This window comes from Affinundibacterium nitidum, assembly GCF_014284155.1.
Classification (GTDB): Bacteria; Pseudomonadota; Gammaproteobacteria; order Burkholderiales; family Burkholderiaceae_D; genus Undibacterium; species Undibacterium nitidum.
This window is the reverse complement of the sequence record NZ_JACOFZ010000003.1, coordinates 17412-31098: the sequence shown is the minus strand read 5'-3', so window position 1 is coordinate 31098 and position 13687 is coordinate 17412. Positions and strand designations below refer to the sequence as shown.

General features: G+C 46.0%; 9 protein-coding genes. 7 read left to right on the top strand and 2 right to left on the bottom strand.

Annotation, left to right across the window (positions count from 1 at the left end; all coding sequences use genetic code 11):
* Nucleotides 1–203: 203 nt before the first annotated feature.
* Together H8K36_RS10090 and H8K36_RS10085 are read left to right on the top strand one after the other, a co-directional pair.
* The gene (locus H8K36_RS10090; protein WP_186916604.1) at nt 204–4370 is read left to right on the top strand and encodes a DUF4214 domain-containing protein; all 4167 of its coding nucleotides are present in this window, start codon (nt 204–206) and stop codon (nt 4368–4370) included.
* 227 nt (nt 4371–4597) lie between these two features.
* On the top strand, nt 4598–6148 hold the full coding sequence (locus H8K36_RS10085) for a glycosyltransferase (protein ID WP_186916605.1): 1551 nt from the start codon (nt 4598–4600) through the stop codon (nt 6146–6148).
* 67 nt (nt 6149–6215) lie between these two features.
* Here H8K36_RS10085 and H8K36_RS10080 read toward each other — a convergent pair whose 3' ends face one another.
* Nucleotides 6216–6896, bottom strand: coding sequence for an acetyltransferase (locus H8K36_RS10080; RefSeq protein WP_186916606.1), 681 nt, complete (start codon nt 6894–6896; stop codon nt 6216–6218).
* A gap of 3 nt (nt 6897–6899) precedes the next feature.
* On the bottom strand, nt 6900–7736 hold the full coding sequence (locus H8K36_RS10075) for a beta-keto acid cleavage family enzyme (protein ID WP_186916607.1): 837 nt from the start codon (nt 7734–7736) through the stop codon (nt 6900–6902).
* 316 nt (nt 7737–8052) lie between these two features.
* Between H8K36_RS10075 and H8K36_RS10070 the strand changes: the two genes are divergently transcribed.
* From H8K36_RS10070 to vapC, 5 genes are all read left to right on the top strand, one after another.
* Complete coding sequence (locus H8K36_RS10070; RefSeq protein WP_230404518.1) at nt 8053–9840, top strand: type I secretion system permease/ATPase; 1788 nt, start codon at nt 8053–8055, stop codon at nt 9838–9840.
* Nucleotides 9841–9844: 4 nt separating this feature from the next.
* Entirely contained in the window at nt 9845–11209 is a 1365-nt protein-coding gene (locus tag H8K36_RS10065) for an HlyD family type I secretion periplasmic adaptor subunit (RefSeq protein WP_186916609.1), read from the top strand.
* Nucleotides 11210–11219: 10 nt separating this feature from the next.
* Entirely contained in the window at nt 11220–12566 is a 1347-nt protein-coding gene (locus H8K36_RS10060; protein ID WP_186916610.1) for a TolC family outer membrane protein, read from the top strand.
* A 466-nt stretch (nt 12567–13032) separates the two neighbouring features.
* Entirely contained in the window at nt 13033–13266 is a 234-nt protein-coding gene (vapB, locus tag H8K36_RS10055; protein ID WP_186916611.1) for a type II toxin-antitoxin system VapB family antitoxin, read from the top strand.
* Nucleotides 13267–13268: 2 nt separating this feature from the next.
* Nucleotides 13269–13670: a type II toxin-antitoxin system tRNA(fMet)-specific endonuclease VapC gene (vapC, locus tag H8K36_RS10050; protein ID WP_186916612.1), complete on the top strand. Its 402-nt coding sequence runs from the start codon at nt 13269–13271 to the stop codon at nt 13668–13670.
* Nucleotides 13671–13687 lie beyond the last annotated feature (17 nt).

Genomic DNA, 13687 nt, shown 5'->3' with positions numbered 1-13687 from the left:
ACTACTGCATCTGTAGTTTTCAAACAATAAATAAGTTTGTCAGCAGTATTTTTACAGTGGGCACGTTGTTTTTGCGAAAAAAATTTAGGAATGTGATGTCCATCACGTTTTCTTTATTCGAGTGTATTTACTATACGCTCGACAAGTAGCGCTATATAGCTTGCTTGCTGTATTTTTTATAAATTTCCTTTTAGGAGTTACAAATGGCTGTTACATCAACAATGCGCACCCAGATTACTCAACTGTACGTGGCTCTGTTTGGCCGCGCACCAGAGGCTGACGGTTTTGCTTACTGGGTTGGTATGCTCGAATCCGGCAAAACATTTGCTCAAGTTGCACAATCTATGTACGACGCTCCAGCAGCAAAAGCGGTATACCCAGCTTTCCTGTTGAACGCAGAAATCATCACTAAGTTCTACACAAACGTATTGGGCCGTCAACCAGACCAAGCTGGCTTGGACTACTGGACAGCACAATTGAACACAAAAACAAAGGGTCAAGTCATCGCTGACATGATCACTGCTGTAACAACATACGCTGGTACAGACGCTGCTGCTTTGGATTCCAAAGGTTTCTTCAACGCTAAAGTTGACGCAGGTTTGACATACGTATTGGCTGGCGGCAATGACCCAGCAAATAAAGTTATCGATGCGATCTTGCCACAAGGCCCATTGGTTGACGCTGTAACTGCTGCTGCTGCTGCAACAGCTGCTAAAGCTGCTGCTGCAACAACTGCAACTGCTGCTGCTGCAACAGCGGCTGCTGCTGTTGATACAACTGCTGCTGCTGCTGCAACTGCAAAAACTAAAGCTGATGCAACTGACGCAACAGCATTGAAAGCAACTAGCGACACAGCTGCAACTGCTGCTGCTGACGCTGTGACTACAGCTGCTGCTAAAGCCGCTGCTGTAACTGCTGCTCAAACAGCATTGAACACAGCTATCGCTTCTGGCGTAGTGAACGACATCAACACAAAAAATGCTGAATTGTTGATCGCTCAAGCGGCTAAAACAACAGCTGACGCTGCTGTAACTTCTACTGCTGCTGCTGCTGCTACAGCAAAAGCTGCATCTGACGCTGCTGCTGCTGATGACGCTGCTGCTGCAACTGCTGCAACTGCTGCTGCAAACGCGGTAACTGCTGCAACAACAGCATCTGCTGCTGCTGTAACTGCTGCTGCTGATCAAGCTGCTGCTGCTGCTGCTCAAGCTGCTGCTGCTGCAAAAACATCCAACACAACTGATGACACAGCTGCTGCTGCTGCGGTAACTGCTGCTGCTACTGCAACTGCTGCTGCTGCTGCTGCAAAAGCAACTACAGACGTGATCACGTTGACAGCTGCTTACAACACAGCTAAAGCTGCTTCTGACACAGCTGCAACAACTGCTGCAACTAAGTCTACAGCTGCTACAACAGCAATCACTGGTACAACATCGTTGGCATTGGCAAACGCTGCCATCACAGCGGCTGCTGATGAAACTGCTGCTGCTGCTGCTTCCAAAACAGCTGCTGACGCAACTTTGGCTGCTGCTAACGCATTGGCTGCTGCTGCCGCGAAAACAGCGTCTACAACTGACGACACAGCTGCTGCTGCTGCTGTAACTGCTGCAACTGCACAAGTTACTGCTGCAACTTCTGCTGTGACTAAAGCTGCTACTGACACAACATCTGCTGCTGCATTGCCAGCAAACTATGTTGCTAAAGCGTTCACATTGACATCTGGTGTTGATGCGTTCACAGGCGGTGCTGGTAACGATACATTCGTTGCAAACAAAGCTGATAACTCTGCAATCACATTGACAGCATTAGACGCTATCGATGGCGGCGCAGGTGCTGGCGACGAATTGAGCATCACTTTGGTTGGTAACTTGAACACTGCAGCTGCTGGTGCAACTGTTAAAGGTGTTGAAATTGTTAAGTTGACTTCTTCTGGTACAGTTACTGCAGACGTTAGCAGCACTGGCGGCTGGACTGGCGTAACAAGCTTGACGTCAACATCTATCGGCGCAACAGCAATCACTGCTGATAAAACAACTGCAGTGACTGCAGCTGCTACAACACCAGCTGGTAACTCAACAGTTTCTGGTGGTTCCACAGTGAACTTCACATCGACTGGTTTGGCTTCTGGTAACCAAGTAACTGTAAGTGGTTCTGCTGGTGACGTATCTGTAACAACTGATACATCTACAAGCAACATCACTTTGGGTACAGTATCTGTTTCTACAGCCGGTAACGTTACAATTTCCCAAACAGCGAAAAACACCACAGTCGCTCAAACGACGACTTTGGGTCAAGTGTCTGTAACTGGTGGTGCAAACACAACTTCAGTAAGCGTAACGAACTCTAAAGCTGTAACTGCTTCTGGCACAAAAGCTGGTATCGCTACAAACAGCATCTCTATCACGGACGTGAACAACGGTAGCGCAACTAAAGCAGGTACGATCGCTTCTGTGACAGCAAGCGGCTATACAACTTTGCAGGTTAATGGCAATGCTTTGACTACATTGAACGTGACCAACGGTGCTGGCAATATCATCATCGACAACAGTGGTTTGACAACGCCAACAAACAAAACTTTGGCTGTTACAGCAAATGGTTTGACTGGCGGTACATTGGATGATGCTGATATCTACACAACATTGAATGTAACAACAGCAACTGCTGACTCTACATTGGCAAATATCACGACAGGTGCTGTTACAGCATTGACAGTGGCAGGTACAAACAAATTGACATTGACTTCAACGGCTGGCTTGACAGCATTGAAAACAGTAACAGTTTCTGGTACTGCAGGTTTGACAGCTGATGTGAGTGGTCTCGCAACTGTAACTGGTGTAAATACATCGGCTACAACTGGTAAAGCAACAGTGACTATCGCTTCTGCGACAGCAACTTACACTGGTGGTGCTGGTGTTGATGCAGTTACAACATCTGGTGCAGCGTTGTCTAAAGCAATTTCTTTGGGCGCTGGTAACGATACATTGAACATGAACTCTGTTTCTGCAACTCCAACAGCAACTGTTGCTGGTGGTGACGGTACAGATACCATCACAATGACAGCGGCATTGGCAGCAACAGCTTCTGGCTCTGCAACTTTCGCAGGTAAAGTAACTGGCTTCGAAAACTTGGTGTTGTCTGGTGCAACTAACCAAACTATCGATTTGTCCGTATTGGGCAGCTTCAAAGACGTGTCCACTTCTGGTGGTAACGGCTTGACATTGAACAACTTGCCTTCAGGCGGTAATTTGACGTTGACAGGTGCAGGTACAGCTTACACTGTTGCAAACTCAGACTTCACAAGCGCTACTGCTGACGTAATCAATGTTAAATTGGCTGATGGTAGCAATGGCGGTGTTGCATTCGCAGCTACAGGTATCACAGCTGCAAACGTAGAAACTATCGCGATCACAGTTGACGACACACAAACTGATTCTGATGGTGGCTTCTATGACACATTGACAGTCTTGGGCAACACAGTAAAAGCGATCTCAGTTACTGGCGACGCAGGTTTGACATTGACAGCAGCAAGTACAGCATTGACATCTGTTGATGCAAGTGGCATTTCTACTGCTGATGGCGTAACTGGCGGTGCAGGTTTCCAATGGACTTCTGGTGCATTGGCAGCTGCTGCAACAGTAAAAGGTAGTGTTGATGGTGCAAACACAATTACTGCAACTGCGGCAACAAAAGCAGTGACATACACTGGTGGTTCTGGCGATGATACGTTCACAGCAAGCAATGCGCAAAACAACGTATTGACTTTGGGTGACGGTGCAAATACTGCAACTCTCGGTTCAGGCAATAACACTGTAACTGGTGGCAAAGATGCTGATACAGTTACAGTAACAACTGGTAACAACACAGTGTCATTGGGTGACGGTGCAAACAGCTTCACAGCAACAACTGGTAACAACACTTACACTGGTGGTAAGAACGTTGATACGATCACTGTTGGTGGCGGTTCTAACACTATCACTACAGGCGCTGGCGCTGACGTAATCTCCTTTACAGCTGTAACTGCAAACGTGAATACGTACTCTACAATCACTGATGCAACTAAGACAGATTCCATTACCTTCGCAGACAAAGGTACTGAAACTTTCAACTCAACGAAAGTAACATTGGCTGGTACGGCTGTATTCCAAGATTACGCGAATGCAGTCATCCAAGCTGGTGGTAACGCTTCTGTCAACGGCGCGTTTGGTTGGTTCCAATTCAACGGCGATACATACTTGGTACAAAGCCGTCATGATGGTTCTGGCGCGAACGCAAGCTTCGTCAACGGTACTGATATGATCGTTAAATTGACTGGCTTGATCGATCTGAGCACAGCAACTGGCGCTGGTACAGCAACATTGACATTGGCTTAATTGTGATGGGTGTGACATCGAAAAAACTCGATGTCACTTCATGCAAGGGCTTTTTGTCTAAGTAGCTGATTACTTAGTATCAAATAAAAAACCCACCTTCTCGAAGGTGGGTTTTTTTATGTCCGCCGTTGACAATATAAAGCTCAATCATGAATGAAGTGTTGAGCCCAAGGAAAGCAAAAATCCTGCATACTACTGATCAATTAAGTACAGCAAACCGCTAACAAATGACCAAAACAATTGCCTCACAACTCTACCTCATTGATGCGCTGAACCAAGTAATTTCCGACCCTGGAAGTCGTTTTCATTGGAGGACTCTACTCAACAGATTGCTCAGTTGCCATGATAGTGAGTTACATCAACATGCCTACGAACGTATCGAGGCCGAGGTGGCAAGCGAAGGTATGGGGGGATTTCATCGAGCGATTTTTTTGGCACACGTGTTTTCTGTTGATCGCGCAATTGAAGAAGCAGCGAGGATACTTGCTGACCTTCGCCCGGTGCATGTTGACCGCATTATGGCTTTCATCAATTCGGAGTGGGCGACGAGATTAACAAAGGGGAGTGACACAATCAGCCTAGAACAACATTTTAAAAATACAAAGATTGAATCCTTACTTCAATTGGTCGCTCAACAAATCAAGATTTCCCATTTGAACACAAGAAATCGACGAAATGAGATTAAACGTGTGGCGATCTATTTACCTCAGATTAACGACAGCAATCACCCGCCGACATCACTTGCACTCCAGCATGTGAAGGTAATGCAAGAAAAGGGGTTGGAAGTCAAAGTCTTTAGTGCACAAGAACTGCAAATTCAACAGAGTCGTGAATACTTAAGTAATGATGCACATGTTCATAACGCTGCATTTGATGAGGGTCTATTAGAGGAGATGAAATTTTTTAAGCCAATAGAGGTGGTAAAGGCCACAGAAGATTTCTCGCTTGCATTGAGGTATCAAGATATCGCCAATCAAATCTCTCAATATGAACCCGATATTTTATTTTTCGTAGGGAATCATTCGCCGCTCTTGGCTGCGCTATATGAACATATGCCGATTCTCACGTTGAACGTTAATTCTCATGCACCATTAGGTAATTATGATATTTGGCTAAGTGCAAAGAAAGCTGAAGAACTACATTCGGATATTGATCGATCTCGAAGCGCTTACTATCCGTTTCGCGTGTTTAGGCAAGCCACGGCGCGTGATATGAGCTATTTTGCCTCGGAAAAGCGAAATAATGAGCTAACCTTGATTACAGTTGGAGCAAGACTTCCTGATGAGATTAAGTCTGATTGGGTGGAGCGGATTCGGCCACTGTTTGACGAATTTCCTAAGTTGAAGTGGAAGCTTATTGGTGGCAAAGGTGAATTACCGCAAGCGTTGAAAGGACTTGACGCAAACCGAATTGAAATAATAAAACATAGCGAAGATATTTTTACGCAGTTAGATACTGCGGATATCTACATTAATCCACCAAGAGTTGGTGGCGGTTTTAGTGTAGCAGAGGCGATGTCGGTAGGAGTACCGTGCTTAGCCTATTGCAATACGGATGGGGGTTCGAAGCTTTTAGAATATGCAGTACGTGACTCAAACCATTTTGTAACAGAGCTGCGAAATCTGATCAACAGCTCGGAATACAGACAGAAATGGTCGATTGCTATGATTGAGATCTTTGATAAGACCATCAATCTTGAGAACGCTGGCGAGTCATGGATGGAAGCTGCACACGCAGCACTAAGTCGATACGCAATTCGTTGTGCAGAACAACACTGAGTGACGTCCATGTGCAGAGCGGAATTTTCAAGTTAATACTAGAATAAGTAGGTCGTGCTGTGAACGCTTAGTGAGAATCTGCTGCATAGGACTTCTTAAACTTCGCCGGAATGCCGACAACCAGTACGTTCGCATCGACGTCATTGGTAACCACCGCTCCAGCACCGACCACTGCATCGTCACCTATGTTTAGTCTTTCGAGCACAGTCGCACCAATTCCTACAGTAACCCTTTTGCCAATGCAGCTTAATCCGCCCAAATTGCTCCCCGGCTGAATGCGAGAGAAAGCACCAATCTGTGTGTCGTGCCCAACGGTCACGCCACGGTTGATAAATACGTGTTGAGCTAATTGAGCGCCAGGACCAATGACACTTTTCGCACCGATAAATACACCCGGATTGATTGCAGCAAGCGGCGATACATAGGAAGTAGGGTGAATAAGCGTGGTGAATTGAATTCCAAATTTTTGTTCAAGCTCTATTGCCAATACTTCCCGCGTCGGGGTCGTCGGTCCCAATATGTAGAGATCATTCGGTTTTGGGAGAAAATCTTTTATGCCTATAATTTTTGGCATGTTCTGAAATGGACTGAGTTCTTCAGCGCGTTCAAGCACGCTTCTGTCGCGTTCACCAACAGACTCTGGTAAGTGCGACACAATTTGTGCCACCTCGAGATGATTGGCCAACGCACAATCAAAAATATCCGACAAGATATTGCTGCAGCCGAAAATAACTAAAGCTGGTTTCATGATTTACCGTTCTGTAATGCCGAGTCGCTGTCTCACCTCAGTAGGAGTCGCTATGCTCCTGCCGAGGGCTTTCGATTGTTTAACTACTCTTTCCACAAGCATCTCATTACTTGCCAAATTGGTGCGGTCATCGTCAAACCAGATATTGTCCTCGACGCCAACGCGTACGCCGTCACCGATCACGACTCCCAAAGCATTCGCAGTTTTCTGGAATCGACCAATTCCAGCAAGCGACCAGATCGAATTAGGAGGAAGTTCGTTTACGATTATCGCTATGTGTAACATATTCGCTTGCGCAGTGGATGGATTGCCCAACAGTATGTTGAAGTAATATGGCGGCGCTAATAACCCTTTTTCGATGAGGATTTTGGCAAAATTGACCATGCCAAGATCAAAAACTTCTAACTCAGGCTTGATCCCACGTTCGAGCATGATCTCAGCTAAGCGTATAATTGCTGCTGGAGAGTTGACGCTCGCATCTTTCGCAAAATTCATTGAACCTAAAGTGAGACTCGCCATATCAGGCCGCAGATCTTTGTCGAGATATAAGCTAGCGGCGCGATCTTCTACGTCCTTTACCATTCTTCCGCTAGTGGTCGCGGTAATGATTAAATCTGAATTTTTTCCGCGGATTTTGGAGATTATGTCGGCGAAGATAGAAGCACTTGTCGACGGTGTTCCATCCTCAGCACGGGCGTGAATATGTATCATGCTAGCGCCAAGCTCTGCGCACCTCAACGCTACTTCCGCAATATCTTTTGGATTGATAGGTACGTATGGTGTTTGAGTTGGCATTGGCACCATGCCAGTTGGTGCCAAGTTAATAATTAGCGGTGACATTTTTGTTTACATTAAAAATTTGTCGTCATTTTAATCGAAAAGGCTATTGCGTTTGAAATGAAGTGTAATCTGGCTTCACATTCGCGAAGCCGCACTACCGTAGTTCAATGCTGGGAAAATACCTGCACATAGCTTATTCGGCGGAAGAATTTATTAAGCTTTGATGGAATTTGGAAGGATTCTATGTTAATCTGCTTGAAAATGTGATTTGCGTCACATTTTTTAAGTGGCGTACATGTTCAACTACGCACTTTGCCGAAAATGGCATCCTTTTTCACTTTAGTGTGCAAAGCTCAAAATGATTTCTAAGTTTCAAATGCCTAAAAACGAAATAACCGATGTGTTACGTTCGTTCAAAAGTACATTTCGCACCATAGGCGTTTTCAGCGCCATTATTAATCTGCTGATGTTGGTTCCGTCCCTCTACATGCTGCAGATCTATGATCGTGTTTTACAAAGTCGCAATGAAATGACTTTGTTGATGTTGACCTTGCTCATGCTCTTGGCCTATGCCGTCATGAGCACGCTCGAATTTATTCGTAGTTTCATCTTGATTCGTGCCGGTGCGAAACTCGACATGAAGATGAATAAACGAATCTATACCGCGGCATTTGAGCAAAATTTGAAACGCGGCGGCGGTAATGCAGGCCAGGCATTGCAAGATTTAACGCAAATTCGTCAGTTCTTAACTGGCAATGGCTTGTTCGCCTTCTTCGATGCACCTTGGTTTCCATTTTACCTTGCCGTGATCTTCATGTTTGACGTCTGGCTCGGTGTATTCGCGACATGTGGCGTGATTTTGATGGTGATCTTGGCTTACGCAAATGAAGTGGTTTCAAAAAAACCTCTCAGCGAGGCGAATACGATGTCCATTATTTCTAGTAACCTCGCAACCAATAACTTGCGTAATGCTGAGGTAATCGAAGCCATGGGCATGTTGCCTAGTTTGATGAGCCGTTGGTTCAAATTACATGGTCGTTTCTTGCAACTACAGGGCGAAGCAAGTGAAAAATCCGGCATCGTTACTGCTCTGAGTAAATTTGTACGCGTTTCAATTCAGTCTCTGGTCTTAGGCTTGGGTGCCTTGCTGGTAATCGAAGGAAAGATGTCGCCAGGGATGATGATTGCGGGTTCTATTTTGCTCGGTAAAGCGACTGGCCCTATCGATCAATTGATTGGGGTATGGAAGCAGTGGAGTAGTGTGCAAAGCGCCTACAAGCGCTTAGAGGAATTATTGTCGAACAATCCACCTCGTGTTGCTGGTATGGATTTGCCAAAACCAAAAGGTGCGGTGTCTGTTGAGGCAGTTGTGGCAGCACCTCCTGGTTCGAAAGTGGCGGTTTTGAAAGGCGTAACTTTTGCCATTCCTCCAGGTGAAGTGCTAGGCATCATTGGTCCATCAGGTTCAGGTAAGTCGACTTTAGCACGCTTGTTAGTTGGCGTATGGCCCGCAGCGCAAGGCACCGTGCGTTTAGATAGTGCTGATATTTTTCAATGGAATAAAGATCAGCTCGGCTCGCATATCGGCTACCTGCCACAAGATATCGAATTATTTGCTGGCACGGTTGCGGATAATATCGCTCGTTTTGGTGAAGTCGATGCTGAGAAGGTAATTGTCGCTGCAAAGCACGCGGGCGTACACGATATGATTTTACACTTCCCTCAAGGTTACGACACCAAGCTCGGTGATGGTGGTGCAGGTTTGTCTGGCGGCCAGAAACAACGTATTGCTCTAGCACGTGCTATGTACAACGACCCGTCTCTGTTGGTGCTCGATGAACCGAATTCGAATTTGGATGATGTCGGCGAAGCAGCATTGGTTCAAGCAGTGAATTACTTGCGATCGATTGGAAAAACCATCGTGTTAATCACCCATCGCACAAGCATTTTGAGCGCAACAACGCAGCTTCTATTATTGCGTGATGGTGTGGCGCAAGCTTTCGGACCACGTGATCAAGTCATTGCCGCGCTCAATCAAGCCAACCAACAAGCACAGCAGCAAGCGGTCGCAGCACAACAAGCGGCATTGCAGGCGCAACAACAGCAACAAGCAGCAGCGCAAGGCAACGGCCCAGCGGCTGAAACTAACCCTGCTGCGGAGTAAGAATATGAATACGAAAAACGCATTAGTTAAACGCGATAACAATGTCTCGGACGTCGCAACACAAGACGTTGAAGTATTGGACGTGATTGTCGATTCCAGTAGCTATTCACGATTAGGTTGGATGATCGTGCTGTTCGGTTTTGTTGGCTTTATTTTGTGGGCTTCGTTCGCGCCGCTCGATAAGGGTGTTCCGATTCAAGGTACCTTGTCGGTATCGTCTAACCGTAAGGCAATTCAATATCCCAATAATGGCACGGTAGAAGCGGTGTTGGTGAAAGACGGTGATGTCGTCAAAGCGGGCCAAGTCTTGGTGCGCATGAACCCCATCGTATCAAAAGCCAATTTGGAAGTGGGTCGTGTGCAGCTCTATACGGCAGAGGCCACCGCAGCTCGCTTAAAAGCTGAAATTGAAAATGCACCGAATATCAATTTCCCTAAGTACTTAACTTCTGACAAGCTTGACCCACGTGTTGCTAATAACATCCTGTTACAGCAACAGTTGTTCTTGTCGCGTCGTACAGCACAACAAAATGATTTATCCTCGATCGATGAAAACATTGCTGGTCTGAAGTCGCAGTTGCGTGGTCTTGAAGATTCGATGATCAACAAAAAGCAGCAAGTTGGTTTCTTGAAAGAGCAAGTTGAAAATATGCGCGAATTAGCGAAGGAAGGTTTTGTCGCACGTAACCGTTTGCTCGATTTGGAACGCACCTATGCGCAGGTGATTGGCGCCATCTCGGAAGATACAGGCAACATCGGTCGTGTTCAACGTCAAATTACAGAACTCAATTTCCGCCGTACGCAGAGACAACAAGAGTATCAAAAAGAAGCCCGAGCGCAATTAAATGAAGCACAAAAAGATGCAGAATCCGCTCGCAGTCGTTTGCCGGCACTGGAATACGAATTTAATAACGTAGAGGTCAAGTCGCCAGTGAATGGTGTTGTGACGAGTCTCAATGTATTTACCGTGGGCGGTTTTGTCGCTCCGAATGTGAAATTGATGGAAATCGTTCCTGAATCTGATCCTTTGATCGTTGAAGGCCAAATGCCTGTGCATTTGGTTGATAAAGTACGCAAGGGTATGCCTGTTGATTTGATTTTCTCTGCATTTAACTCGAATACCACGCCACATATTCCTGGTGTGGTTACCCAAGTGGCTGCCGATCGCACGGTCGATGAGCGCACAGGCATGCCGTATTACAAAATTCGAGCAGAAGTGACTCCAGAAGGTGTGAAGAAATTGACGAAGTTAGAGTTGCGCCCAGGGATGCCGGTAGATATGTCTGTCAAAACAGGCGAACGTACTTTCATGAACTATCTCATGAAACCATTGATGGATCGAGCTAATTCTTCTTTGAGCGAAGAGTAAGGTGAAAAAGATGAACCGAACATGGAAGCGTCTTAGCGTAATCTCATTAGCTTGCTCGGCCCTATTTGCACAAGCGAATGCCTCAGCGACGGGTTTATTAGAAGCGTATCAGGCTGCTTTGAAGAACGATCCTTTGTATCGTTCTGCTCAAGCTGATAATCGCTATGGTCAACAGGCCGAAGTGCTCGGTCGAGCAGGTCTGTTGCCGCAAGTGCAGTATTCTTTCTCGAAATCGACCAATAAAGGTGAGCAAACTGCGCCGAATTTTCTCGGTAAGTTAGCGATGTCTGATCTTGATTATCAAAGCTCCAGCAAGGGCGTATCTTTACGTCAGCCATTGTTTGCACTCGATAATTATGCCCGCTTCAAGCAAGGCCAAGCGCAGACTCTGCAAAGTAACGCGCAGTTTGATGCACGCGCCAAAGATCTGATGGTAAGGGTCTTAGCAGCATATTCTGATGCGAAGTTCGGTGAGGAACAAGTGGCACTGTATACCGCACAGCGCGACTTCTTGCGTGAGCAGAAAAAAGTCAACGACTTGATGTTTTCGAAAGGCGAAGCCGCGAAAACTGATATGTTGGAAACGCAAGCCAAGTTGGATGTGGCCGAGGCAATTTTGTTAGAAGCTCAAGACAACTTGCAAAATGCTCGCACGATTTTGGCAGGTATTGTGGGGACCGACATTACTGCACTCGATTCTTTGAAAGAGGATTTTAGTGTCAGTCGTTTGATTCAAGGCGACTTGAACGAATGGAAAACCACCGCAGAAAAAAATAGCCCCGAAATTTCCGCGGCTAAGCTGAATTTGGAAATTGCCGAGCAAGAAATCGCTAAAAGCCGTGCCGGACATGCGCCGCGCGTCGACTTAAATGCGAGTTATAGCCACGGTAAGTCAGAGACAGTGACAACACAGAAGCAGGACAACAATATTCGCAGCATTGGTTTCCAAGTCGTTATTCCGATTTATTCAGGTGGTTCTTCGAGCGCAGTATCTTCGCAAGCAGTGGCGCAGAAAGATCGTGCTAGATCCGATTTAGACAGTACTCGCATCAAAGTGATGACTGAGCTGCAAAAGCAGTTTAATGCAGTACGTGTCGGGGCAATTAAGGTCGAAGCTTTCCAACGTTCAGTTGCATCGGCGCAGACCTTGGTCGAGGCGACTAAGCAAAGCATCAAAGGCGGTATTCGTATCAATTTGGATTTGCTCAATGCCCAACAGCAGCTGGTGACAGCGAAGCGTGACTTGGCTCAAGCGCGTTATAACTACTTAAGTGCATTCTTGCGGTTGAAGGTCGCTGCAGGCGTCGCTAATTATGAAGACATGCAGGTGGTTGCAGGCTTCTTCTCCGGGAACTAATCTGGGGTTTTGGGTCTGACCAAGTTTGTGAATACAAACGAAAAAGGGTGAGGAAAAATTCCTCACCCTTTTTTATTGTCGCCATCCGTTCTTTAAGCCTGAATGCCGTTCCGTTAAGCGCATGAGTTCAAGGACTATCGTTCCCGCGCAGGCGGGAATCTAGTGCCGTAAATGCCGAAAGACACTGGATCCCTGCCTTCGCAGGGATGACATGACGAATTATTCAGCTTGACTGAACGCCAATTGAACGGCTTTACTCTTTAAGCTTGCAGCTTTTTCTTCAAAAGCTCATTGACTTGCGCAGGGTTGCCTATACCTTTGGTTAGAACAGCTTCTTTACACTTTGAATAAAGTAAGTGATCTGCATATCTTGGTTTTTACTTCCGATAAGCTCGATTATTCTGGCTTGAATCTCTTTGATTTGCGCTATATACTTGTGGCATATCCCATCTGGTAGGAGCACATCATGACAATTAGCTCAGTTTTTACAAATAACCGCTCGCAGGCAGTTCGCCTACCTGCGGAATTGCGCTTGCCGGATAACGTCAAGAAGGTGGACGTACGTTCTAAGGGCAATGAACGCATTATTTCTCCAGTGGGTCATACTTGGGATAGTTTTTTCCTCAATGGTCCAAAAGTGTCTGAGGATTTTATGTCTGAGCGCGCATCACAAAGTCAAACTGATCGCGAAGCGCTATAACAATGTTGAAATATCTACTTGATACGAATATTGTCATATACGTATTAAAGCGTCGTCCAATTGAAGTATTGGAGATTTTTAACCAGCATTCTAGTCGAATGGCTATTTCAGCCATTACGTTGTCAGAGTTATTTCACGGCGCCGAAAAAAGTCAAAAAGTTAGCGAGAATCTATATGCAATTGAAGATTTTTGCAGCCGACTTGAAGTTCTTCCTTATTCTGCGAAAGCCTCTCAACACTACGGTTCCATTCGTAGTGCTCTTGAAAAAGTTGGAAAACCGATTGGCGTGAATGACATTCACATTGCAGCCAATGCTCGCAGCGAGGGGTTGATTTTGGTGACCAATAATGCCAGTGAGTTTGAGCGAGTGCCTGCATTACAGGTCGAGAACTGGGTCCCGTAACCTAGTTTGATGAATTG